Origin of the sequence: Eubacterium sp. 3_1_31, from assembly GCF_964249515.1 — a bacterium.
Classification (GTDB): domain Bacteria; phylum Bacillota_I; class Bacilli_A; order Erysipelotrichales; family Erysipelotrichaceae; genus Longicatena; species Longicatena caecimuris.
In genome coordinates, this window is record NZ_CAXUBY010000003.1 from 57,007 (window position 1) to 82,297 (window position 25,291).

At 38.8% G+C, this 25,291-nt stretch carries 20 protein-coding genes; all 20 read right to left on the minus strand.

Annotated features, from left to right (window positions below; all coding sequences use genetic code 11):
• Positions 1-952 precede the first annotated feature (952 nt).
• The 20 genes from ACESSZ_RS01965 to ACESSZ_RS02060 all read right to left on the minus strand — a co-directional run bounded on the left by ACESSZ_RS01965 (position 953) and on the right by ACESSZ_RS02060 (position 25,083).
• The gene (locus ACESSZ_RS01965) at positions 953-7,843 is read right to left on the minus strand and encodes an alpha-N-acetylglucosaminidase TIM-barrel domain-containing protein (RefSeq protein WP_499842680.1); all 6,891 of its coding nucleotides are present in this window, start codon (positions 7,841-7,843) and stop codon (positions 953-955) included.
• Between the two features lie 185 nt (positions 7,844-8,028).
• Complete coding sequence (locus ACESSZ_RS01970) at positions 8,029-9,543, minus strand: response regulator (protein ID WP_008687377.1); 1,515 nt, start codon at positions 9,541-9,543, stop codon at positions 8,029-8,031.
• Entirely contained in the window at positions 9,515-11,005 is a 1,491-nt protein-coding gene (locus tag ACESSZ_RS01975; protein ID WP_008687376.1) for a sensor histidine kinase, read from the minus strand. Before ACESSZ_RS01975 ends, ACESSZ_RS01970 begins: the two co-directional genes overlap by 29 nt.
• Positions 11,002-11,943, minus strand: coding sequence for a substrate-binding domain-containing protein (locus tag ACESSZ_RS01980; RefSeq protein WP_008687375.1), 942 nt, complete (start codon positions 11,941-11,943; stop codon positions 11,002-11,004). The genes ACESSZ_RS01975 and ACESSZ_RS01980 overlap by 4 nt, the downstream gene beginning before the upstream one ends.
• 351 nt (positions 11,944-12,294) lie before the next feature.
• Positions 12,295-12,738 (minus strand): group II intron maturase-specific domain-containing protein, encoded by a 444-nt coding sequence (locus ACESSZ_RS01985; protein ID WP_226906235.1) that lies wholly within the window; start codon positions 12,736-12,738, stop codon positions 12,295-12,297.
• Between the two features lie 323 nt (positions 12,739-13,061).
• Entirely contained in the window at positions 13,062-13,751 is a 690-nt protein-coding gene (locus tag ACESSZ_RS01990) for a lysophospholipid acyltransferase family protein (protein WP_008687372.1), read from the minus strand.
• Positions 13,751-14,101: a holo-ACP synthase gene (gene acpS / locus ACESSZ_RS01995; protein WP_008687370.1), complete on the minus strand. Its 351-nt coding sequence runs from the start codon at positions 14,099-14,101 to the stop codon at positions 13,751-13,753. The genes ACESSZ_RS01990 and acpS overlap by 1 nt, the downstream gene beginning before the upstream one ends.
• Positions 14,098-14,778, minus strand: a complete 681-nt coding sequence (locus ACESSZ_RS02000) for a biotin--[acetyl-CoA-carboxylase] ligase (protein WP_017144700.1) — start codon at positions 14,776-14,778, stop codon at positions 14,098-14,100. The genes acpS and ACESSZ_RS02000 overlap by 4 nt, the downstream gene beginning before the upstream one ends.
• Positions 14,768-15,196: a 3-hydroxyacyl-ACP dehydratase FabZ gene (gene fabZ / locus ACESSZ_RS02005; protein ID WP_008687366.1), complete on the minus strand. Its 429-nt coding sequence runs from the start codon at positions 15,194-15,196 to the stop codon at positions 14,768-14,770. Before fabZ ends, ACESSZ_RS02000 begins: the two co-directional genes overlap by 11 nt.
• A gap of 2 nt (positions 15,197-15,198) precedes the next feature.
• Positions 15,199-16,437, minus strand: coding sequence for a beta-ketoacyl-ACP synthase II (fabF, locus tag ACESSZ_RS02010; RefSeq protein WP_008687365.1), 1,239 nt, complete (start codon positions 16,435-16,437; stop codon positions 15,199-15,201).
• Positions 16,438-17,169 (minus strand): 3-oxoacyl-[acyl-carrier-protein] reductase, encoded by a 732-nt coding sequence (gene fabG / locus ACESSZ_RS02015; RefSeq protein ID WP_008687363.1) that lies wholly within the window; start codon positions 17,167-17,169, stop codon positions 16,438-16,440. It abuts the gene before it with no gap.
• Positions 17,170-17,173: 4 nt separating this feature from the next.
• Positions 17,174-18,100, minus strand: a complete 927-nt coding sequence (fabD, locus tag ACESSZ_RS02020) for an ACP S-malonyltransferase (RefSeq protein WP_008687361.1) — start codon at positions 18,098-18,100, stop codon at positions 17,174-17,176.
• Positions 18,101-18,184: 84 nt separating this feature from the next.
• A complete protein-coding gene (locus ACESSZ_RS02025; protein ID WP_008687359.1) occupies positions 18,185-19,252 on the minus strand; it encodes an NAD(P)H-dependent flavin oxidoreductase in 1,068 nt (355 codons plus the stop codon).
• The gene (locus ACESSZ_RS02030; RefSeq protein WP_008687357.1) at positions 19,242-20,195 is read right to left on the minus strand and encodes a nitronate monooxygenase; all 954 of its coding nucleotides are present in this window, start codon (positions 20,193-20,195) and stop codon (positions 19,242-19,244) included. The genes ACESSZ_RS02025 and ACESSZ_RS02030 overlap by 11 nt, the downstream gene beginning before the upstream one ends.
• Before the next feature lie 48 nt (positions 20,196-20,243).
• Positions 20,244-21,218, minus strand: coding sequence for a beta-ketoacyl-ACP synthase III (locus ACESSZ_RS02035; protein ID WP_008687355.1), 975 nt, complete (start codon positions 21,216-21,218; stop codon positions 20,244-20,246).
• A complete protein-coding gene (locus ACESSZ_RS02040; RefSeq protein WP_008687353.1) occupies positions 21,205-22,140 on the minus strand; it encodes an acetyl-CoA carboxylase carboxyltransferase subunit alpha in 936 nt (311 codons plus the stop codon). Before ACESSZ_RS02040 ends, ACESSZ_RS02035 begins: the two co-directional genes overlap by 14 nt.
• Positions 22,131-23,006, minus strand: a complete 876-nt coding sequence (accD, locus tag ACESSZ_RS02045) for an acetyl-CoA carboxylase, carboxyltransferase subunit beta (RefSeq protein ID WP_008687351.1) — start codon at positions 23,004-23,006, stop codon at positions 22,131-22,133. Before accD ends, ACESSZ_RS02040 begins: the two co-directional genes overlap by 10 nt.
• Positions 22,990-24,357, minus strand: a complete 1,368-nt coding sequence (accC, locus tag ACESSZ_RS02050) for an acetyl-CoA carboxylase biotin carboxylase subunit (RefSeq protein ID WP_008687349.1) — start codon at positions 24,355-24,357, stop codon at positions 22,990-22,992. The genes accD and accC overlap by 17 nt, the downstream gene beginning before the upstream one ends.
• Entirely contained in the window at positions 24,354-24,803 is a 450-nt protein-coding gene (gene accB, locus ACESSZ_RS02055; RefSeq protein ID WP_008687347.1) for an acetyl-CoA carboxylase biotin carboxyl carrier protein, read from the minus strand. The genes accC and accB overlap by 4 nt, the downstream gene beginning before the upstream one ends.
• A gap of 55 nt (positions 24,804-24,858) precedes the next feature.
• Entirely contained in the window at positions 24,859-25,083 is a 225-nt protein-coding gene (locus tag ACESSZ_RS02060) for an acyl carrier protein (protein ID WP_008687345.1), read from the minus strand.
• Positions 25,084-25,291 lie beyond the last annotated feature (208 nt).

The window sequence follows — 25,291 nt, forward strand, 5'->3', positions numbered from 1 at the left end:
TATCTTTCTTTCCATTTGGTTTTGTGCAAACACCCGTTTTCAACATAGGAATTGTTTAAAAAAGGGAACGTTTCGTCGTATTGTAAAGGTTTTCACATATGGATTATAAAATGTTTTTCCAGAAATTACAAGGCGAATGACGATGCAACCATACCAAATGCAACAGCCTTTTTCTTAATGATGTTTAGCTTTTTGAAAGAGTTACTATAAATAACGGAAAAATTGAATAATAAATAACAAATATATCACTTAGCATAAAAAAAGAAAAGAAACCCTTTCAGAATTTAGTTGGTGATGAAAGATTATTTCCCTTTTTCTAGTGATGCATCTTAAGCTTACCTTCTTTACAAAAGGATAACTATTATTTTTTTATAACCATGCATAGTAAATTACCGAAAAAAAAACGTCATTCTCTTATGGAATATCTAAAAAAACATGGGGAACTGAAATCCATCGCAAAAACATGTGGTGCTTCAGTTTTTTTCTATACATTTTATGGGGTTTTATGTTTTTATCATTTATAACATATCTTCGTAAAAGGATAAAAAAAGATAGAAATCTCCCCGACCAAAGTTTGCTTTCTATCCGTTCATAAGAACAATATGATAATAATAAATTTAGCTCATAAAATCAAGTTAAATCAACAATTGGAATCGATTCAGAGCTAAAGTGATGTATTCTCTTAATGATGATATTTATTTCAAAATGTAATGTAAAAAGAAGTGCTCTTCTTACTTCTAGATTTTTAGCACTTCTTCATTCATTACAATTTATGGGGAACTTTTTCCACCACGGTTTTTTATACCCCGTGTTTTTATACCCCATACTATTTCAGATTACCAATTCTAATAGGCCTATATTGTGAAAATCCCCCATCCATAAACAGACGTTTATTTCCGAGGGATTTTTTAATGAAACTCATGTTGAGATATGCAATACAGATTTTTATATCTTATGCTTGCTTATTTCTTTTCTTTCGATTAACAATTAACAGAATAGCTCCACCTGAAATAATCAGTAGTAATAATAGAGCAGTCGTGTTTGTTGAATCTCCAGTCTTAACATCGTCATCATTGGCAATGTTGCTGGTAGGTTTATTATCTGTCGTATGATTTCCATCATTTACAGATGGATTACTTGACGGACCATCTGTTGTTTCTCCACCATTGTTTGGCTTGTTGTCAGTTCCACCGGCATTTGGCTTATCCGTATTTTCACCGCCATTTGGTTTGTTATTATCATCGTTTGGTTTATCAGTATCATCACCATGATTTGGCTTGTCATCTGTTACATCACCATTTGGCTTATCCGTATTTTCACCGCTATTTGGTTTGTTATTGTCATCGTTTGGTTTATCAGTATCATCACCGTGATTTGGCTTGTCATCTGTTACGTCACCATTTGGCTTATCATTTTCTGCTTCAATCTTTTTTACAATCGCATAATAAGATGCTTCTGTTGTATTAAAGCTCAATTTACCATTCTTCTTTTCCGTTGACAATACTGTGACATTGCCATTTTTATCTATTGCGACAATACTTAATTCATCTTTTTCATTTCCTTTTGGTACACTAATAGAAGCTGCATTACCTTTACCTAAAGAAAGATGTTTATCATCAATTTTTAAATATAGATCATATGCTTGAACAACACTGTATTGCTTTTTAAATGTAGTATCTTTTATGTTATTCAGCAATGCTTTTAACTGACTTGCTGTAAATAAATCAGCATGTAGCTTGGTATTTGGTTTAAAGAGTCCTGTAACACTTACATTATTTGAGGTTAGCGTCTGTTTTGTAGGATTATCATTTACATCATCCTTTTTAACTTCTAACTGATCAATAGCAGCCAATAAACGACTATTTGCTTCATCTAATTCTGCTTGCGTTACTTCTTCTTTATTGAATGTTGCAATAGCTTTTTTATTTTCAGATGCTAAAGCTTTCCAGCTATCCTCGGTATACTTACTTGCTTCTAGAGCACTCACTTTATCCAGTGTAGCACGTAATCCAGAGCGATCCAATTTTTTCAAGCCTTTTATTGCATTTTTCAATGCGTCTACTTTTTCATTTACTTGTTTTTGTGTAACTTTCTCTGTATCATATACAGATTTTGCATCTTTTAATTTTGTTTGTAATGCTTTCCATGTTGTGCTATCATATTCATCTTTAACAAGATCTGCACACTGCTGTATGATATTCAATAATGCTGCTTTATCTACTTGTACACGACTTGCCTCAAAGACTTCCACAGCTTTCTTTAAATCAGCTGCAATTCCTTTGATTACATCTACATTTTTATTGGCATTTGCATAATCTGCTTCTGCTTTATCAATCGCCGTTTTTAAAGCAGTCTTTGCTTTTTCAGGAATTTGTCCATGAGCTTCGCCAACTTCAGCATTCTTATAAGCATCTTTTGCTAATGCTAAGTAAATATTGTACTGTTCATCGGCTTCTAAAGAAGCAATTACTTTTTCAGTTTCTTTCTTAAGCGCTGCTGCAGCTTCATCAATTTCCATTTGTGTGGACTTGTATTTTTCATATACTGCCATCGCTTTATCATATAATGCTTTTAGATCTGCTGTAACTGAGGTATCTTCAACTTTTTTCAACACGATCTCAGCATTAGAAATTTCTGTTAACAATGCATCACGTACGATATATACGACACCATCTTTATAGAATTTATTCATAGCAGCTTTGATTTTATTGATCCACTCATCTACACCAGCGGAATTTAAACCTTCCTCTTTTGCGGCTTCTGCTTTCGCAATAACATCTAACACAGCCTGTTTTGCTTCTTCTTTATAGCTACCATTCGTATTATCATAAGACTTAGAGTCTAATACATCCTTAACTTCTGCAATATATGCCATCAAAGGAACACTTGTATCCACTTTATATGCTCTAAATTCTTGGATGTCTAAACTATCACTTAGTACGGTTAAGCGCACTTTATCCATAAATGCTGTTTCTTTCAGCGAAATCATCAATGCCGGATTTGCATCATCATTGTCACTTCCATCATAAACAGTTGTCCATTTATCTGTCGTAGGGTTATGTGCCTCTATTAATACTTTTGGTGCATTTAATGCTTTTGTACTACTTGCTGTTAATAACTGGAAGATGTTTACATCTGCCGGCTTATCTAAAGCAATTGTAATGACCTCATCTTTTGCCGCAGTATAAAGTGTATCTGTTTTAGCATCCGCAATAACCTTTGCAGCATCAGGAGTTACTTTTGCTTTTAGCGCTACATTTTCTGGAGTTCCCATAAAGAACTCTGCCTCATACAGACGTTCTTCTGCTAAGTATGCATCACCCTTACCATTGTTACCAAGATGCTTAAAGATAATTTTTGTTGCACTTCTGTGTATTGGAACCTCAATTGTACGATTTTCAAGTAATTCGGTAGTAGAAGACTTATCTAATACCAACGTACGGTTGCCGTCATTATCTTCCGTATATACAACATATTTCAGACCAAGGCCAGCCTTTTCAAAAGTAAATTGTGCTTTATCTACATAATACAGATTACCAAGATTATAAACAATATCTTCATCTTTTGTTACTTTGTTGAAGGTATCTTTATCACCATCTACCGTATTTGCATAAGAATTTGTTACATTTTCAATTTTTCCATCACCAAAGATAACTTCATTACTGCTTTCTTCCTCATAGCCCATGACTTCTAATTCAGCAATATCGAACCATCCGTTCTTATTGGCAACTTTACCCATAAATTCAACTTCAACTTTATGAATACGCTTATTCACTTTGATGTTATATGGATGTTTGTCTGGAGTACTATCGTTTACGTCATCTGTTGTTACAGACAGTACTTTTTCTCTTGTATCACTGCCTTCTGGATACACATAGACATTGAAGAAATACCATTTTTCTTCGCCTTTTTCAAATGCTAGATTAATATCATCTACCATATAAGATTTACCTAAATCAACACCTGCTTTGATAGGATCTTTATCTAAAGTTCCTGTTCCATCCCAGATTGGTCCATATACATCCCCATCAAATACCCATAAAGTATCAAGGTTTCCATCAATCATATTTTGTACATTACGACCATATTGTGTTGTATCTGCATAAGCTGTCTTATTTAAAGCTAAATTAACTTTTCCACCGGTTACTTCATCCTTTGTTGAAAGAACCTTAAGTTCTGATAATGCCGGAGAAGCTGCGGAGAATTCACCTTTGCCATTACGGCCAAGATAATTTACATTGACTTTTTTGATTTTCTTATTTACCGGAATCTTAAAATAACGCGTGGTTAATGCTTCCGCATTGTCACTCATATCTAATACAACTTCTTCACTATCATCTTCTAGAATGACACTTACCGTAAATTTATAAGGCAATCCTGCTTTTTCTAAATAAAGCTCAATGAATTCAGCAGAGCCAATGCCTTCTAAATCAACACTTAATGTACAAGGATACATGTCACTTTCTGAACCAGACCATCCCGTTTTCCACAGATTTTCCGTATTCTCATCAGTTACATATTCCAAGGAAGCATCTTCTGCAGTGGCAATTGTTGATGTTGCCGGTTTACCTTTCGCAATATTGTAATATGTCTGTAAATCCTTCTGTGTACCGTAAATGCTAATTTCTGCAAGTGTTACTGGTTTTAAAGAATCTTTTGTGGTAATGGTGAAACGCATTTGCGTAGCTACTTTTTCAACTTTGAAATTTGTATTGGAACCAAGATTTTCATTTGTAGCTTCTGCTATGGTTTCCCACTCATTTGTTTCTGCATTTAAGAATTCAATCTTATAATCGTTAGGATAGTTACCAGCGGCCTGCTTCATACCAAGATCCATATCCGTGATATCGTAAGTACCTTGTAAATCTAATGTCAGTACATGTGGACCATCACCTTTTGCTACCCATTCACTACCATAGTTGCCATCTGTAATATCTTTTAATTCACCGGACACAGCTGTCGAATTTGATGTAAATACCTTACCAAGTGCGATATTTACCTTATCCTCTGTTGTTGTACCCTCTTCTTCTAGTTTTGCTACTGTATAGTTATCAGCTACCTTTTGAGCATTTGTTTTCAGTTTACTATAATCTGCCTTATCCGCATAACTATAGCCATCATCAGATTTCAAATTCGCCCAATGCCAGCCATATAAGAACCAACCTGCATCCTCAATTGCCTTATTTTCAGGATCCTTATCTTTACCATCTAATTCCGCTTGACGATTTTCGATCCAGATTTTCCAACGTTTACCATAGAAATCTTTTGTTAAACCATTCCATTTACGGTTGGAGTAATCATTCAGATTATTTAAGGAGCTGCGTTCGCCAGACCATGTTGTGACCATTGCACGTGCATTAAATTCAAACAGATCCTTTGTCCAATCATCCCCATCACTCATCATATTTCGAGCATCATTGATCCAGTTTCCTACCATAAATTCTTCGCTAGAACCTAATATTTCATCAGAAAGATCAATTATTTCTAGGAATTTCTTTGAGTATTTACGGAAATCATCTGCATTGGATTCATTTTTTGCCTTTACCATTAAAGAGTGATATTCAATTGCTACATTACATAATACCTGATCCGCTACATCTGCTAAATCATAGCGATAAGCTGGAGAGGCTTTAAAGTCATCATAGTTATCAATCAGCAATTGCAGAGCTTTTTCAAATTCTTTCTTATCATAAGTAATATTGCTATGTCCCCATGTAGATGCAGAACGGAAGCTATCTCTTGGAGTTGCATTGATAATCGTTTCTGCAGCCCCTTGATAAGACTCTTGTTTTGCTCCATAAGCAGTTTCATTTAGAATCTTCCAAGCTTCTTGCAGCTTTTCACTTGTTCCACCTGCACGACGTTGTGCATATTTAGCAATCCATGCATCTTCATCAATTGGATCTTTTGTCCAAGTCATATCAAATAATAACTCATAAGCAACCGGACTATTTTCTAAAGCTTCCGGCGTGATGCCGATACCTTTCATGTATTTTGATTCATTCATAGCGATAGCAGGATTTTTAGCAACATTTGGAAGATTTCCATCCATTCCCATACGACCGCCGAAGTTATGCAGCATACACCATAACCAAGGTGTTTCACTGTTTTCCATTACCCCATTCTGTGGGTTTAAGTCGGTCTGCAAATCCAGTGCCAATGCCTGAGAAGGCTTCAGAAGACCGCTTAGTTTTGTCGCATCTAGATTGCCTTGCCATTGCTGCATGACCCATACAGCTTTTTCGTTTGCTTTTAACATCTCAGTTTGCACTTGTTTAAAGGTTTCTGCAAAATCCAAGCCGGATGGATTTCCGCCTTCATGGAAAGGATCGGTTGCATAATAATTTGTTACATTTCCAAATACATTTTTCTGTGCATCATAGAAATCTTTCGCTACTTGTGGATATAAATTTTCTTTACCCTTAGCTGCATCATTTTCTGTAATATATGGCTGAATGATAGAAGGACGTGTATAGCCTACCCAATCTTTCATTTCCGTAATTAAAGCAGTTGGTTGTTTTTTATCGAAATTATCTGGAACCTGTCCAGAGAATCCCTGAACAACAGGAGAAATGCCATAAGTTTGCATACGATCATGCATTTTTCTAGCTAATTCTGTACGTTGCTCAAACCAATTATCAGGTAATGGTCCACCATAGCTATATAAGTTTTGCATGTAGAACCAAGCAAAATATGCAGGACCACATATATATTCTTTTACTTCTTCATCACTATAGCCCCATTTATTCAAAGTTTGACGAAGTACTTCTTCCTGCCCCACGATGTCCAGCATCAAATTTACACCGTTCATAGCAGCCCAGTCAATAAATTCTTCATACTGATCCCAATTCCAGAAAGACATGGTATAGGAATATGTACAGAAGTTCAAAGCGTAACGATATTCATACTGTGTATCCTTTACGATTTTCTTTCCGACAGGAACAATCCCCTTCTTCATTTCCGTATTGCTGTCAAATAATGGATTATAATCCACCATAGCATAGTTCTTTAGATAATAATTGAAGCCACTAGCTAATGAAATACCGTTATTTCCACGTACAATAATGGTATTGTTACCACCATCTTCAATTTCAAAGACATCTCTGCCATTCATCTTAGAACGTAATTCAAATTTGAAAGAAGATTGCCATTTAGAACCTATTACACGGCCTACTAAAGCACTTGCTTCATTTAACACCTTTTGATTTGCATAAGTTTCATCACTTTCAAATTTATCCCATTCTTTTTGCCAACTGCTGCCTTCCCAATTACTTGTTTTGATAGCCGCTGGCTTTTGCACGGTGTCATTTACCTTTGTTCCATATACCTCAATCTCTGCCAGATTTGTTTGGTAGCCTTTTGAGTTATATGCCATATTTAAACGTAAATAGGATGCACGCTTGTTTACATTATGCGTATCTCCCTGTGCCGTTGCCACATTGCTGTCTGTCTTAGAAATAATCTTATCAAAGTTCGTTCCATCTACAGAAGCATATACGTAATAGTTACTGTAAGAATCATCTACATTGGTAAAAATCTTAATTTGTGAGAGATCATATGTTCCATCAAGCTTAATATCAATATAGCGATAGTGATCACGCATTCTGCTTTTCCACTGCTCTTCCATCGTGCTGCCTTCTCCATTCGCGGACATTGATTTCCAACTGGTGCTCTTAGATCCATCAACGATGTTAGAAACTGGATGAGCGGATGCCTGTCCCATAGCAGTTACAGAATTTGCATCAATCGCTATCTTAGATGCTGCTGCAATTTTAACAGGAAGATTTGTAAAAACTCCTGCCGTCATGCAGGCAGCCAAAAACAATTTGAATACCTTTTTCATAGTTTCCTCCTCTTTACCTTTCACTGTTTTTATTATAATCTTGCATAGATTGTAAAATATTGCTAAAGATAATAAAATATTGCTACTCCTTTAAGAAAAGTCATATAAAGATACAAAAAAATAGTTGGCACAAAAGGGCCAACTAAAAGTTCTTATCTCTATAAATAAATAAGCAGTAATTTACATCATTCAATGAACATATCTCGATATTCAATCGGTGTGATACCGACATTTTTCTTAAAAGTTTTCGCAAAGTAACTGGAGCTTTGAAATCCTATCTGTGCTGCCACTTCTTTTGCCATAGCCCCATCTTTCAGCAACTGCTTTGCTTTCGCAATCCGAAATTCATTCACAATATCTGTAAAGGTTTTCCCCACCTGTTTATTTAATAGTTTGCTGATATAAAATGGTGTTACCTTTAATTGGGTAGCCACATCATTAAGGCTAATTGCTTTATTATAGTTATTTTCTATGTATTCTAAAGCCTGTCGTACTAAATAGCTGTTATTTTGATAAAGCAAGTTTTTCACACAATTGCGAATCATTGCTATCGCATAGACAAGATTAATTTCTAAATTATAATATTTATCTGTATCATTTATTTTACGTATTTCAACATCTTTCTTATCGATATAAATATCATGTAGTTTTTGTTCAGCTTCTAAAACACCAACGATAAATTCAGCAACCTGTTCGTTGATCTGCCTAGCTGGAAAACTATGAAGATAAGAAGCATAATCATGTAGTATGGATTTAATTTTTTCATCATCGTGCTGCTCGATTGCCGGCAACATTTTTTTGATCCACTGCGTACTATCTGCCTGAAGCTCACGCTGTACCATTTCCTTATTACGAAGTGTAAACTCGCTCTTTTTCATATGTGTTAATTGTTGAAGTGCATGACAATAGGAATGATATAGGCCTTCAAGATGATCTTTCAATGTACCAAGGCCAATCGGATAATCGAAAAACTGATATTTTTCCATCAAATCAGCAATCTGCTTTAAATTTTCTTCTGTAATATTTTGATAGGACAGCAAAAATAAAATCAATTGTGCATTACGATATCCCAGCAGACAAAACAAACCTAAATCACCAATCTGATTGGTTAAGGTTTCCTGCTTGCTTTTTGCTAGACGAATACCATCAATCACGATACATAAACCGTTTTTTACTGACATATGCAATAAATTCAAAGTTTTCTGGATAACTAGCTCACTTTGGTTAGATAAAATCTGCTGCACACATTCATTTTCTAAAGATGAACGCATATTATCCACCTTTTTCAATAGCTCACTCGTTTCATAATAGCGGCTTTTTTCACTTTTTAAGCGGTCCAGCACCTTTGCTACACTATGGATGATCATTTGCGGTGTTGATGGTTTTAATAAGAAGTCTTCTACTCCTAAACGTATTGCCTCTTGCGCATATGAAAAATAATCATAAGAGGTTAAGATGATGAAACTTACATTTTTCTGTGAAATATTTTTGATGATTCTTGCACATTCTAAACCACTGTAAACCGGCATATTAATATCTAAAATAACGATATCCGGTTCATAGCGCTGATATAGATCAATCGCTTCTTGTCCATCCTTAGCACTGTATATTTCACCAATTTCCAGAATCGAGTCTTTTAAAATAGAAACCAGTGAGTTTCTTTCAATTTCTTCATCTTCCGCTATCAATATCTGAAACATATGCTTCCTCCTCATCTTTTATATGGATTTGAATTATCAATTCAAAACCGCAGTCTTCATCACTATTTATTGAAATTGAGGCATTATTTCCACAAACCATCTCAACTCTTCTCACCACGTTATATAGACCAAAATGATTTTCACCATCATATTTCTTATAGTCGTTTAAAATTAACTCTTCTAATTCTACTGGATTCATACCGGTACCATTATCAGAGACCGACAGCAAGATATCTTCATCTGTATATGAGGCACTCACTAAAATCTCGCCACCGTTTTTACAATCTTTTAATCCATGCTTTAAAGCATTTTCAACAAGTGGCTGTAAAATCATACCTGGGATTGCAATATTCGGTATGCCTTCTTGCACCTCTAGCTTGAATTGCACACGTTCACCAAGGCGTTTCTGTTGAATTTCCATGTAATTGGCAACCGACACTAATTCGCTTTGTAAATCACTCAGCCGATTTTGTTTATCTAATCCATAACGTAATAAACGACTCGTCCGCTCTATCATTTCAGCAGCATTATCCGCATTCTCACTCAATGCTAGTTTGTAAATCATATTTAAGGTGTTAAACAGAAAATGTGGATTAATCTGATTTTGTAACATACGCAATTCACTTTGGGCTAACTGTTCATCTTTGCGTAAATTTTCATTTTCTGTTTCTAATAAGCGATGTTGAAGCTCTGCTTTTTCTTTTGTACTTGCAATTTCATTTTGCACTGAAATAGCCATTTCATTTAAGGCGATGCAAAGTGATTCCATTTCCTTCCCTGTGCTTGAAATATCACTTAGATCATATTCACCTTTTTTTACCTTGTTAATATTTTGCAAAATTACGTATAATGGTTTAATAAAAGATACGCTCATAAAAAAGCCAAAATAGAACAACCAGCATAAGACAATGAGCAGTAAAATGATCGTTCCTACAAAAGTCACATGTTGATTTGCATCCATCTGGGTCTTTTGTAAGGTCATCTCGTTGGTAATCACATTATAAAAGCGATCTGACGTTCTAGCGATTAAATCATGAGAATGTAGTAAAGCATTATAAACTGCTGTATAATTCCCTTTATCATTTTGATATTCATGAATCGTGTTTTGACATTCTTCATCATAAAACCTTGTCATGTTTTCTAATAAATCAAAGCGCCAGCTTTCATCGGATACAAAGTCATCTTGTAAGCCATGAATATAGGTAGTAGCTCTTTGCATTTCCTCTTTATATTTTTGCAATGCCTTATTCTGTTCTGTATATAAATAATCTTTAATATCACTGGTTGCCGCATCTATATGATTATAATAACTATTTAACTGACGATAAGCAGAAAGGGCTTTATCATACTGTTTCATCGTATGATAGTTGATCATGTTGGAGGCAATCATCATCGTGCTTACCAAAAGGAACATGACAGCTGCGGTTATATTGATTCTGCGCTTTAAGCTCCATGTCTTCATTTTGATATAAGCTCCTTTTTATAGGTTTCCACATTATTTGCAGTTACTAAAATAAGCTTTGCATAATGTATGGAAGATACACTCTGTTGTTTGTTTTTTATTTTTTCATACAGCATTTCAACACTTTGGTAGCCATAATCATAAAAAGACACAACAATACTGCCATTGATTTTTTTCTCTTTAATAAGCTGTATGGTTTCATCCATTTCATCTACCCCATATATTAACATTTGTTCCCGTATGTTATATTTTGTAGCAGCTTCATAACAGCTGCTTGCAGATTCTCCTGCAAAATTAATAGCTACATTGATATCCTGATGTTCTTCCATAACACTGTCCCATTCTTTTTTTGCCCGGACATTATCTGATTTTGATTCACTAATAGATACAATGCGATAACCCCCTGCATGTTGTGCAAAAATCGTTTCAACCTGTGCTATTTGCTGCTTCGCGATATTAAAATTTTTTTCAGCTACTTGAATAGCAATTTTTAATGGTGCTTGTTTCCCAAACTGCTTTTCTACATCAGCTAGCAGTAAAGTAGCTTGTTTTTTGAAATCTTTACCAATATAACCAAATCGTTTAGAGCTTGGCATATCACTATCTACCAACATCACCGGTATTTGCTTCTTATCTGCTTTCTTCAAGAGCTTATCACTAACAACCCCTTGTGTAATAATTGCATCCGCTTTTTGCATAATGCCTGTTTCTATTACTTGATTCATCTCTTCCGTGTCAATTGTCGTTGGTCCTTCCCAATCACAATGCAGCTGATAGACATTACACGCATCACGGAAACCTTTTTCCGCTTCTAGCCAAATTTTATGTTCTTTTAATGGGGTAGCAAACAAAAAATAGTATCGGTTTTCTTCCCTTTGTTTTTCAGTTGAGCAGCCACCAACACAAAGCAGCATGCACAAAAGCAGTAGTTTCTTCATCGTCGTTTCCCTTTCCTCTATGATAAACTGCAGATAGAAAGTATCCTTATTTAAAGAATTATACTTTATTACACAGTTAATTTCAACTTGAAACCAACTGTTTTTTTATACATTGAAAGAAAATAACCTGAAAAAAAGCAGGGTTTTAGACTTTCATCAGATTGTATTATAAAGTACTATTTTACGAACATCCTGACGTATTATCAAAATAATCATACCATCAACATTAGCTAGCCTTTTCTTTACTTATTAAGACTTTTAAAACCGTCGTAATTAAACAAAATCAAGCAAAGTATCTTAGTACGTTGATTATAAGTTATTAAATCGAGTAGGGTGAAATAAATCACCCTCTCACACCACCGTACGTACGGTTCCGTATACGGCGATTCGTTTTACTTTCAAAGTGTGTCTTTCTATATAGTAGTCTAAACAACTGACTAGTCCTTTTTGGGCTAGTTTTTCTTTTGATATTGCTCTTACCACACATGTTTTGGTTACGACCCATTGATAATGGTCTCCCATATACGATGTCTGTCTTGCTCTATCTTTTCTAATCCCAAGCTTTTGTAATCCCCACTGTCGCTTGCTGGGTACTTTCCACTGTTTCCATATGATTGCTCGCAGTCTTGTACGAAGATGTTCATCTATCTTTGTCATATGTGTTTTCATATTATATATAGAATAATAGTTTATCCATCCTCGTATTACTTGGTTCAGTCGTCTTATTCTTTCTTTTAAAGCCATTGCGTGCTTTCTGATTGTTAGCTGTTTTAGTTTCCTTTCCTCGTTACTTATCTGATTTACGCCATTAGGTTACGGTTATCTTTTGGACTTTGATGCTTGTTGCCATCTCATCCACTAATGTCGCCTTATTATCAGCCATCCAAACTTAATGTTCAGACTTCCTGTCCGTTAAGCCATGATTTCGCTATTGCTTCCTCTCTTCCATACCTCACGATACGAAACTTACAAGTCGCTCTTGGGTTCGTCGATAACTACGCCCCGAGGGATTTTCACCCTAGATATGTGGCATGCCTGCCACACAACAAAAAAGATGGTCTATCCCATCTTCATCACTTTGTTATTCTAGTTTATCATTCTGTTTTGCATAAGCTTTGTTAACATGTAGCCTCCTGTAAGGCTTCTTGCATTTCTTCTTGCAATATCGTACAAAGTCCTTCTGCTTTTTCCTTGCGATATTCTTCATAGCTTCTTGCTTTTAAAAACTTAACCTGAAATGTTGCCCCATGTAATAAGACATGCTTAAAGTCATAAGAGTTTACCAATACCATAGGAATAATGGTGGCTTTTGCCATGAAGGCTGGTTGTAAAGAACCGGCTTGTAGCTCTAGCAGTTTGCCATCTCTTGCACGCGTGCCTTCCGGAAAGATCAGCAGATTACGACCGCTTTTTAATTGTCTGGCACTTTCTCTTAACATGTGGATAGCACTGGCACGATCTTCACGATCAAAATAGATTAATTCCAATGTCTTTGCCCAATTTGCCACATAAGGGAGCTTTTCATTTTCTTTTTTTGATATGAATGTAAAAGGTGTTGTAATGATTGACATCTGTAACAGCATGTCGAATGCACTTTGATGATTTGATACAAACAGCAAGGGTCCTTCTTGAGGTATGGCCCCCTGTGCATCAATACAAACACGGCAATGGAATGCTTTGATGATCCGTTTTGACCACTTTTTCATATGGGCATAGCGTTCTTCAAAGGGCTTCTTACGCACCAGAAAGGCATCTAACCAAGATGCAGGTACCAGATATAGCATACGTAAACAACCTAATATAAACATCAATCATCAATCTCCTTAGACTCCACGATGGCATAGGCAATCGCATACGCCTTTTCATGGGCGATGGAAACTTGTATAGCATATTCTTCCATCGTACAATAAGGCGCACCATCGTCATCACTTAAAATTTCAATATCACAAAGTGTGCAGGCATGTATTGCGTGAATTGCTTTATAGATAGCTTCTTTAGCGGCAAAGCGCCCGGCAACCCACTCTGCCTTACGTAAGAAAGGCATATCTTCACAGCATGCCTGTTCTTTGGGTGTTAAAATACGTTTTACATGATCCTTTTGTAAAGCCACTTCAATACGTTTGATTTCTACTATGTCACAACCAATCCCTAAGATCATAAGTTACGCTCCTTATAGATATTTGACAAGGAGATTTCTTCACTGCACAAAATACGTGTAGTCTGTGCAGTGCAGATGCGTAAACCGCCCTCACTTGTTACTTCCTTTACCTCCCATAATACATCATCCAACCATATTTTTCTACCTTTTAATACATGATAGTTCTGGTAGGTTTGCAAAAGGGTTTCTAAAGGAAGCTGTCTGCATCTTTCACACTGGGTTAAAACAGCCTGCAGCAGTTCTTCTTTATCTACAGCAACATAGCCTGCTTTATCTGCCAGCTCGCCTTTTTTTTGTGTAACATTGATACCAATGCCAACGATCATGGCGGCTTTTTGACTGCCTTCATACACTGTTTCAATTAAGATACCACAAACTTTTTTACCATTTAGTAAGATATCGTTAGGCCATTTGATCATTGCTTGCATGCCAAAGCTTTCCAACGCCTTGACAAGTGCTAAAGGAAAAATGATAGGGTAAGGAAAAGCTTGTTTATAAAGAATAGAAAAGGTCAGATCTTCATTGCTTTCCCATGTTCGCTCAAAACGTCCTCTTCCTTTTGTCTGCTGTTTGGCAAGGATGACACTGCCATCCATTTGCGATGCATAGTTGCGTTTCAGCCAATCATTCGTACTGTCCAGCTTATCAAAACGCTGTAACTGATAATCATGCTTCATCGAGGGCAAACATCAGTTCTCCACTGACTGCAACTTCATCATCAACGGTTGCCACAGCATTCACAAAGACGATTCCCATGCGCTCTTTCGTGACTTCACAAGTCAAGGTCAGCTTGTCCCCGGGAATAACCTGACGTTTAAAGCGTGCTTTGTTGATACCGGCAAATAAACCAATTTTTCCTTTATTCTCTTCCTTGCTTAACAACATCACCGCCACGGTTTGTGCTAAAGCCTCCAGCATCAGTACCCCGGGCATAATGTGCTTCTGGGGAAAGTGTCCTAGAAATTGCATCTCATTTGCGCTGATGCATTTACTTCCTACAACTTTATTTCCCTCAATGCTCTCAATGCGATCCACCAGTAGAAAAGGATAACGGTGGGGAATGATCTTTTGGATATCGTTGCTATTGTATAACATATTTATTCCTCCCACTTTCGAATGATAATGCTGGCATTATGACCGCCAAATCCTAAGGAATTAGACATTGCCACATGCACAGGTGTATGCAGGCCTTCATTGACCACCAGATTCAAGTCACAAGCTTCATCCTTATGCTGGTAATTAATCGTTGCCGGCACAAAGTCGTTTTGTACTGCCAATGTGGAAATAATAGCTTCTAAAGCACCGCTGGCACCTAATAAATGACCGCTCATTGATTTGGTGCTGGATACATATGGCTTCATAGCATCCTTACCAAAAGCTTTCTTTACTGCCAGTGTTTCACTGGAATCATTCAGCGGTGTACTAGTACCATGGGCATTGATATAATCAACATCTTGCATTTGCAAAGCGGCATCTTTTACTGCCATCTGCATAGCTTTTGCGGCACTGCTGCCATCGGCCAATGGAGCCGTGATATGATTGGCATCACAAGTACTTCCATATCCTACGATTTCACCATAGATGTTTGCTTTACGGGCAAGGGCGTGTTCCAATTCTTCTAAAATCAGCACACCGGCACCTTCTCCCATTACAAAGCCTTTACGCTGCGCATCAAATGGAATGCTGGCACGCATTGGATCTTCCCCCTCGTGTAAGGCACGCATAGAGGCAAAGCCTGCCATGGCAACCGGTGTAATACTCGCTTCACTTCCTCCGGCTGCGATGATATCTTCATAGCCATCACGAATACGATGGAAGGCTTCTCCGATAGCATTGGTACTCGCTGCACAAGCTGTTACCACACTGGAAACATTCCCTTTCGCTCCCAGATCAATTGCTACACTTCCCGGTGCCAGATTAATCAATGCCATTGGGATAAAATAAGGAGAAACGCGACTAGGTCCGCGATCTTTCAAAGTTGTGCTTGCACCTTCAATCGTTGCAATACCACCAATACCACTTCCTAGGATTACCCCAAAGGCATCGGCCTTGATCGTATCTTCAGACAAACCGCTGTCAGCATATGCCTGTTTCGCGGCGATACGCGCAAACTGGGTAAAACGATCATTAAACTTCAATTCACGTTTTGTGAAATATTGTTCCATATCTAAATCTTTGACTTCACCTGCAAGTTTCGCACGAAACTCACTTGTATCAAAATGGGTAACCTTTCCAATGCCACAACGGCCTTCCTGCAAAGCATCCCATACTTCTTCTACGTTATTTCCAATTGGGCTTACAACACCCATTCCGGTTATGACAACTCTTCTTTTCATTTACATCACCATCCCGCCATCAACTGCGATGACTTGTCCTGTTATATAATCACTATCTTCACTGCATAAAAACTTCACGACGTTGGCAACATCCTGCACACTGCCGAATTTTTTCATCGGTATATTGTTTTTGGCATTCGCCTGTACGTCTTCACTTAATGTATCGGTCATCGCTGTCTGGATAAACCCAGGGGCTACAGCATTGACATTGATGCCTCTAGGTGCCAGCTCTTTTGCTACCGCTTTGGTCATCGCAATAACACCGCCTTTACTAGCCGCATAATTGACCTGACCGATATTGCCGCATAAACCGACAACACTTGCCATATTGACGATCTTGCCATGACGCTGTTTCATCATGATCCTTGCCACATGGCGGATACAGTTATACGTTCCTTTTAGATTAATGCGAATGACATCATCAAATTCTTCTTCACGCATTCTTAATAATAAATTATCTTTCGTGATGCCGGCATTATTCACAACGACATCCAGATGTCCATATTCTTTCACGATGGTATCCATCATTTCCTTAACATCCTGTTCATTGGCAACATCACATTGCATCATCTTATGTTTGCCGCTTGGATCAAGCTTGGCTAAGACTGCTTTTGCGCCTGCTTCACTGTTGGCATAATTGATGATGACATCGTATTCCTTTGATAAGGTGATAGCGATAGCTTCTCCGATACCGCGGGAAGCACCGCTGATAAATGCTGTTTTTCTTTCCATATGACTATCCTTTCAATGCATTAAGGCATTCCTTCAAGCTTGCCTCATCTTCGACATGCAAGATTTTTACGTCATGCCCTTTGCAACATTTTTTCACAAAACCACTGACAGCTTTTCCCGGACCAACTTCAATAAAGGTATCTACACCATCTTCCAGCATATGTTCAATCGTCTGCGTAAAATAGACAGAATGTGCAATTTGTTTACTTAAGATTGTGTTCAGATCGGTCTTCTCTGGTTTTCCCGATATATTGTGATACACTGGAATGGATGGCTGTTTAATATTGTATTGTGCTAAGACCTTACGCAACTCTTTAGCCGCATCTAGTAATAAGGAAGAATGAAACGCCCCGCTGACCTGTAAAGGAATCACGCGTCTTGCTCCCAATTCTAAGCATCGCTTACTTGCTGCTTCAACGGCAGCTTTATGCCCGGTGATTACGATTTGTCCCGGACAATTATAATTGGCAATTTCACATACGCCCAACGCCTTAACTTCTTCACAAGCCTGTAAGATTTTCGCTTCTTCTAACATCAGAATAGCCGCCATACTGCTGATTCCTGAAGGCAGTGCATTGGCCATGATCTTGCCTCGCTGAGCAACGATCTTCGTACCATCTTCAATTGAGAAAGCATTCGCATAACATAAGGCACTGTATTCTCCCAATGATAAGCCAGCGCACACATCTGCTTCAACGCCAAAAGAACGTAGCAGCGTTGCACAAGCCATGCTGTGTAAGAAGATTGCAGGCTGAGCATATTGTGTATCATCCAAAGTTTCCTTTGGACCTTCAAAACAAAGTTGTTTCACATCGAAATCTAAAGTACTGCTGTCAAAGATGGCTCTGACGATAGCGTAGTTGTCATATAAATCTTTTCCCATGCCGGGATGCTGAGCACCCTGACCAGAGAATAAAAAGGCTGTTTTCATGAATGTCCTCCTTACGTATATGATGGCATGCATCTGCTTAGAATGCAGATGATACGCTCATAACTCATTCGTATATAAATGAACCTAAATAAAAGCTGCTTTTAGTTCATCCATCAATTGTTTTACTGTGACGATTTCCGTAATACGCCACGCATTGGCTCCTGCAAATACTAAGCCCTGTTCTACCTCACCATGTACGGCATGAATCAATGCCTCACTGATACAATATGGCGTTGTTGCCGGTTTACATGGCAACATACAGCCAATACAATGGGATGGCGCTATACGCTTTTCTTTTACCTGACGCATAAAATCCGTCATCACCGCTCTTCCCGGTAATCCAGCAGGACTTTTCACCAGTTCGATATCTTCCTTTTGGGCTTGCACAATCACTTCTTTAAAAGCAGGCGATGCATCACATTCCTGTGTGGCGATAAAACGCGTGCCCATTTGTACACCGGCAGCTCCTAAATCACAAAAGTGGCGGATATCTTGCGCATCATAAATGCCCCCTGCTACAAAAATCGGTACCTGTCGCTGATAGCGTTCTTCAAATTCAGGAAGAAGGGCTTTTACATCGGCTAAGATTTTTTCTAAAGGCTCTGCCTTATTTGTGATAAGATCTTCTTTCTTAAAGCCCAAATGACCTCCTGCTAAAGAACCTTCAATGACGATAAAATCAGGCAGGCGATGATGATGGCGATCCCAGGTCTTCAAAATCAGCTTTGCCGCTCTGCCACTGGATACGATTGGTGCTAGTAAAATATCCGCATCCTTAACAATGGCTGGCAAATGCATTGGCAGTCCTGCTCCGGAAATAATGGCATCCGCTTGAGCATCAACGGCAGCTTTCACATAAAACTCATAATCTTTACTTGCCACCATGATATTTACACCACATAAGCCCTTTCCCTGTGCCCATTCTTTTGCCTTTGCAATTTCTTCATGCATGGCTTGAATATTACAGATCATGCTGTTTTCCCAGAAATCCGGTTTACGATATCCCGGGTGTGCTGCACTGATAACCCCCATGCCGTCTTCCTTCATCACAGCACCGGCTAAGGAAGATAGTGAAATACCAACTCCCATACCACCTTGTATCACAGGTACTTCTAAGCTTTTTCCATTATGGAAAAGAATCCTATTCTGCATAAATTAATCCCTTTACTTTTTCGTTTAATGTAATGATTTCTTCCTGACTTTCCTGGATCAAGGAAGCGAAAATGTCTTTGAGTGGACGAATTTCCTTACACATACCGGCAACCTGTCCCATCATGACAGAACCATGCTTCACATCACCATCAAATACGGCTTTTCGCAAACCGCCTAAGGTCAGTTTTTCCAATTCTTCCTTTGGCGCATTTTCATGTTCCAGCTTCAGATATTGGATCGCCATCTGGTTTTTCAAGATACGTACCGGTGCCCCCGCATTACGCCCGGTCACGACACTATCCAGATCCTTTGCCCGCAGCACCGCTTTTTTATAATTTTCATGAATTGGACATTCTTCACTCACCAATAAACAGGTACCTACCTGTACGCCGACTGCCCCTAAGCTTAGCGCTGCATTCAATTGTTTCCCACTGGCAATACCACCAGCTGCAATTACTGGAATAGATACAGCATTTACGACCTGTGGTACTAATGACATTGTCGTGGTTTCACCAACATGACCACCACTTTCGCCACCTTCTGCGATCAGTCCATCAACACCGCTTTTTGCTAAACGGCGTGCTAAAGCCACACTGGCAACAACAGGAAAGACTTTACAGCCACTTGCTTTTAATCCTTCGATATAAGGTCCGGGATTTCCCGCACCGGTTGTCACAACAGCAACCTTTTCTTCAATGATCACCTGCATGATTGCCTCCGTATGCGGATTCATCAGCATTACATTGACCCCAAAGGGTTGCTTTGTCAATTGTTTGCATTTCTTGATAGCAGCTCTTGTCTGCACCTCATCCATCGCACCGGTGGCAATGATGCCTAAACCACCGCAATTGGATACCGCAGCCGCAAATTCTGCTGTCGCGATATTGGCCATCGCTCCTTGAAAGATCGGATAGCGAATACCTAAGAGTTCATTGATTAACATGATTGTTCTCCTTTTGTTCCTGATACATCGTATCATTGCGAACCTTTTCTATAACTCAATATAAGCTCCGGCCCAAGTAAAACCTGCACCAAAGCCACTTAATACTAATTTCATCCCTTCATTTAACAGACCTTTTTCCTTCATTTCCCCAAGGGCTAAAGGAATGCTGGCTGCAGATGTATTCCCATACTCCGCAATATTCATATAAACATGAGCCATATCAATATGACAGCGACGACACACATTCGCAATAATACGCGAATTGGCCTGATGAGGAATGATCCAATCGATTTCCTCCATCTTAACACCAGCCTGTTGCAATACAGCTTCCATGCTTTCTTGCATGGCCTTTACGGCAAAGCGAAAGGTTTCACTGCCATTCATGCGGACAAGGGATGGTGTATATATCTGTTTTTCAAATAATTTACGAGGAAGTGGAGCATCACTGTGAATAATGCCTTGCTCATCCCCCATGCTGCGCGCATAGTGAAACATTCGACAAGCGGTATCTTCCTGCTTTAAGACCATGGCTCCTGCCCCATCCGCAAAGATAATACAAGTAGCGCGATCTTCCCAATCCAATTGTTTACTGATAACCTCTGCACCAATGATCAAAGCACATTTTGCCTGATTCATCGCTAATAAGCTGTGTGCCGTCTGTAAGGCATAGAGAAAGCCAGAACATGCTGCATTAATATCAAACGCCATGACCGCCTGCTCCTTCATCCCAAGTTTGGATTGAATCAGACAAGCAGTGCTTGGTGTCGTTTTATCCGGCGTAAAGGTCGCCGTAATAATCAGATCAATCTCTTTCGGATCTATTTGCGCATCCTGCAAGGCCATTTTCGCGGCTCTCACACCTAAATCACTCGTATTTTCATCCTCTGAAATATAGCGGCTTTCAATACCTGTACGTGTCTGTATCCATTCATGATTTGTATCAACATAAGTTGATAGCTCATCATTGGTTACCTTCCGTTTGGCTTTGGCATAGCCAAGCCCTTTTACTTTACATCCCTTCATAGGATTGTCCCATCCTTCTGAATTTCTCATATCGTTCACTTAACAGTGTTTTTTCTTTCTTTTTCATTAAACGCTCCAACTGTTTCAGCAATTCTTCATCCAATTGGGCAATAACATAATCTAAATCATGATGAGCACCGCCCAAAGGTTCTTTGATGATCGTATCGATTACACCCTTACGTTTTAAATCCTGTGCTCGTAATTCCATAACTTTGGCTGCTTCTGCTGCCCGCTTTTCATCTTTCCACAAAATGCTGGCAAACCCTTCCGGAGATAGTACCGAATAAATCGCGTGTTCCAACATCATGATCTGATCCGCAACACTGAAAGCCAAAGCACCACCACTGCCTCCTTCACTTAAGACAACGGCAATAACGGGAGTTTTCAGATCGGCAAATACTTGCAGACATTGCGCAATAGCTTCTGCCTGTCCGCGTTCTTCCGCTCCTTTTCCCGGATAAGCACCACTGGTATCCACCAGCGTAATGATCGGGCGATGAAATTTTTCGGCCTGTTTTGCCAGACGCAAGGCCTTACGATACCCTTCCGGCTGCAGCATTCCAAAATTACGCTTCATATTTTCTTCCAGCGTTTTTCCCTTGCTTTGTGCCAAGACCGTTACCGGAATCCCATGAAAACTTGCCAAGCCCCCTTGACAGGCACCATCATCTCCATAGAAACGATCGCCATGCAATTCCATAAAATCATCAAACAGCCTGGCGATATAATCACTCGCTTTGGGCCGTTTGGGATGTCTAGCCAGATATACACTATCCCAGGCATCCATATGTGTATACGCCGTTTGGCGTATTTCTTCTATTTGTTTTACAATCGCCTCTTTTTGCAAGATATCCTCGCTTTCTAAGGATGCTAAAGAGGCTTCTAAAGAGGCAATCTTTGCCTCACTTTCTCTTAATCCCATGAAACTCTCCTTTCATGAAGACGCAGCAGTTGGATCAACACATTGCGTGAATCTTTGCGTTCCACGATACGGTCAATAAAACCTTTTTCCAACACAAATTCAGCCGTTTGGAAATCAGCTGGCAGCTCTTCATTAACAGTCGAGGCAATGACCCGCTTTCCAGCAAATCCAATCAGACATTTCGGTTCTGCCAAAATAATATCTCCCAGCATCGCAAAGCTGGCAGATACACCTCCGGTGGTAGGATGCGTCAGATAGCTGATGTACAATAACCCTGCCTCATGATGTTTAGCAAGCGCTGCACTTGTCTTTGCCATTTGCACAAGAGATAAAATACCTTCTTGCATACGCGCTCCTCCACTTGTACAAAAAATGATAAGTGGCAGTTTTTTCTTCGTCGCATATTCGATACACCGGGTAATCTTTTCTCCGACGATCTGCCCCATGCTGCCCATAAAGAAATTGCTGTCCATAATAGCTAGTGCGCATTTGATACCACCTAATTTTGCCGTACCGGTAACCACTGCTTCATATAAACCAGTCTTTTTTTGTAAACGCTCCAACTTTTCCTCATACCCAGGGAATGTTCTTCCCTCAAGTAACGTCATACGTTTATCCATTTCCACAAAGCTACCCTCATCGACGATCTGCCGTATGCGTTCATGCGCAGTTAGTTTTAAATGTGCTCCACAATGCGGACAAACATATAAATTATGCATTAGATCCTCAAATGGAATGCTTTCTTTGCATTCGCTGCAACTGCGAAAAAGATTCTCAGGAACATCAATCGGCTGTTTCTGATCACTGCTGCGACGGCTTTTGAATAAATCCAAGCGCATCTTGCGTGTTTTAAATAATTGTTCCATCCTCTTTCAGCTCCTTTATGAATGTTTCCATAAAACCGGTATCATACTTGCCGCTGACAAATGTCGGATGATGCAGCAACAGATACTGAAATTCAATATTGGTTTCGACTCCTTCAATGATCAATTCTTCCAAGGCAATGCGCATACGTTTGATACATTCTAAACGAGTTGGCGCAAAGGTAATGATCTTGGCAATCATGGAATCATAAAACGGAGGAATTTGATAACCGTTGTAGACGGCACTTTCCACACGTACATTGCGTCCTTGGGGAAAGTTGATAAATTTGATAGTTCCAGGACTAGGCGCAAAATTCATTTTAATATTTTCCGCATTGATGCGGCATTCGATGGCATGTCCAAGACAAGGAATATCCTCTTGTTTGATATGCAGTTTTTGATGCTCGGCAATGCGAATTTGCATTTTGATAAGATCAATTCCCGTGATTTCCTCGGAGATGGTATGTTCCACCTGAATACGGGTATTCATTTCCATAAAATAATACTGCCCACGTGCATCTAATAAAAACTCTATCGTTCCTACACTATCATAGCCAACTGCTTTGCAGGCATTGACAGCGTCCTGTAATAAATGATTTCGTGTGTTCGCATCCAGTGTATGACATTGTGCTTCTTCCAATAGCTTTTGATTGCGCCGCTGGCAAGAACAGTCACGTTCATACAAATGCAAAACATTGCCAAAATGATCACCCATCAGCTGTACTTCAACATGTTTGGGCTCAACGATGAATTTTTCCATATACACCGCATCATCCCCAAAGCAGACCTTTGCCTCAGCTCTTGCCGTTTCATAGGCATCCATGACCTCTTCTGCACAATCGGCTCTGCGCATACCACGACCACCGCCACCATTCGCTGCCTTGATCAATACCGGATAACCGATGGATTCTGCCATAGCTAACGCATCTTCCCTGGTTTTCAAGATATCCTTACTGCCGGGAATCACTGGTACACCGGCCTTTATCATTACTTGACGGGCATGATTTTTATCTCCCATCTTATCAATGATATCCGGACTAGGACCGATAAAGATTAGACCACATTGCTGAACCAAACGGGCAAACTTGGCATTTTCACTCAAAAAACCAAAGCCGGGATGAATGGCATCACAGCCCGTCATGCATGCTGCACTTAAGATATTTTTCATATTTAAATAGCTGTCAGCGCTTTTTGCTTTCCCGATACAGACAGCATAATCTGCCAGCTGCACATGCAATGCTTCTTTATCCGCTGTTGAATACACCGCAACCGTTTCAATGTTCATCTCTTTACATGTACGAATAATGCGAACAGCAATTTCGCCACGGTTGGCAATTAATATTCTGCGAATCATGCGGCCTCTCCAATACGAATCAGCTCTTGATCAAATTCCACCATAGACTCATTCGTAACTAAGATTTCCGCAATGACACCATCGATTGGCGAATGAATTTCATTCATTACTTTCATCGCCTCAATAATACAAAGAACATCGCCTTTTTTCACCTTCTGACCGATTTCCACAAATGGCGTACTGCCAGCTGCGCGACTGCTGTAAAATGTTCCAACAATCGGTGCTTTCACCCAATAACCTGCCTTTTTTTCTTCTTGTACAGCTGTTTGCACAGGTGCTTCCTTAGGCTGTGGAGCTAAGGGAAGCGTCGTAGTTGGCGCATAGGTTACTTCTTTTCCTGTCGGCTTTTCCATTTTTATTTTCATATCATCTGCTTCAAGTTCCATTTTTGCTAATTGGGAATCTTCAAAGATCTTGATGATTTCTTTTATCGTTTCTGTGTTCATGCTTTACCTCCCATGAATAGATTTTAAAAAAGCCAAGTCATCTTGGCTTTGCGTTTTATTGCTTGCTTTCCAGTAATTTAACGATATCAGCAACACTTACCAATTTCGCAAGCTCTTCATCCTCAATGCGGACATCAAATTCTGTTTCCAGCTCTAAGGAAAGCTCTACTGCTGCTAAAGAATCAATACCTAAATCATCTTTCAGGTTTGCTTCCATAGTAATCATATCTTCATCGACGTTAATTGCTTCTACTAATACTTCTTTTACTTTTTCAAACATATTTTGTTCCTCCTGGTTACTCTGTAACTGCTAAAAGATTAACACTCCTAGTTTTAATTGTCAATAGTTTTAGTATTAAAAACTAGATAACATTTCAACTAGGAGATTAATAGTGTTTTTGTTGTCGAGGTGAATTCCAATATTTTGAAATTCAAACGTATTTTAATACTTTGATATTCAAAAGTAAATAGTTTGATGGTCAAATTTT

Coding starts and splice junctions, on each gene's coding strand:
- ACESSZ_RS01975 (WP_008687376.1), bottom strand. CDS start 11,005: ATGAAGACATGGAGCTTAAAGCGCAGAATCAATATAACCGCAGCTGTC.
- fabG (WP_008687363.1), bottom strand. CDS start 17,169: ATGGAAAGAAAAACAGCATTTATCAGCGGTGCTTCCCGCGGTATCGGA.
- acpS (WP_008687370.1), bottom strand. CDS start 14,101: ATGATCTTAGGGATTGGTTGTGACATAGTAGAAATCAAACGTATTGAA.
- accB (WP_008687347.1), bottom strand. CDS start 24,803: ATGAACACAGAAACGATAAAAGAAATCATCAAGATCTTTGAAGATTCC.
- fabZ (WP_008687366.1), bottom strand. CDS start 15,196: ATGTTATACAATAGCAACGATATCCAAAAGATCATTCCCCACCGTTAT.
- accD (WP_008687351.1), bottom strand. CDS start 23,006: ATGGAACAATTATTTAAAACACGCAAGATGCGCTTGGATTTATTCAAA.
- ACESSZ_RS02040 (WP_008687353.1), bottom strand. CDS start 22,140: ATGGGATTAAGAGAAAGTGAGGCAAAGATTGCCTCTTTAGAAGCCTCT.
- ACESSZ_RS02000 (WP_017144700.1), bottom strand. CDS start 14,778: ATGAAGCATGATTATCAGTTACAGCGTTTTGATAAGCTGGACAGTACG.
- ACESSZ_RS01980 (WP_008687375.1), bottom strand. CDS start 11,943: ATGAAGAAACTACTGCTTTTGTGCATGCTGCTTTGTGTTGGTGGCTGC.
- ACESSZ_RS02035 (WP_008687355.1), bottom strand. CDS start 21,218: ATGAAGGGATGTAAAGTAAAAGGGCTTGGCTATGCCAAAGCCAAACGG.
- ACESSZ_RS01990 (WP_008687372.1), bottom strand. CDS start 13,751: ATGTTTATATTAGGTTGTTTACGTATGCTATATCTGGTACCTGCATCT.
- accC (WP_008687349.1), bottom strand. CDS start 24,357: ATGATTCGCAGAATATTAATTGCCAACCGTGGCGAAATTGCTGTTCGC.
- ACESSZ_RS01970 (WP_008687377.1), bottom strand. CDS start 9,543: ATGTTTCAGATATTGATAGCGGAAGATGAAGAAATTGAAAGAAACTCA.
- ACESSZ_RS02060 (WP_008687345.1), bottom strand. CDS start 25,083: ATGTTTGAAAAAGTAAAAGAAGTATTAGTAGAAGCAATTAACGTCGAT.
- ACESSZ_RS02030 (WP_008687357.1), bottom strand. CDS start 20,195: ATGTTAATCAATGAACTCTTAGGTATTCGCTATCCGATCTTTCAAGGA.
- ACESSZ_RS02025 (WP_008687359.1), bottom strand. CDS start 19,252: ATGCAGAATAGGATTCTTTTCCATAATGGAAAAAGCTTAGAAGTACCT.
- ACESSZ_RS01965 (WP_499842680.1), bottom strand. CDS start 7,843: ATGAAAAAGGTATTCAAATTGTTTTTGGCTGCCTGCATGACGGCAGGA.
- fabF (WP_008687365.1), bottom strand. CDS start 16,437: ATGAAAAGAAGAGTTGTCATAACCGGAATGGGTGTTGTAAGCCCAATT.
- fabD (WP_008687361.1), bottom strand. CDS start 18,100: ATGAAAACAGCCTTTTTATTCTCTGGTCAGGGTGCTCAGCATCCCGGC.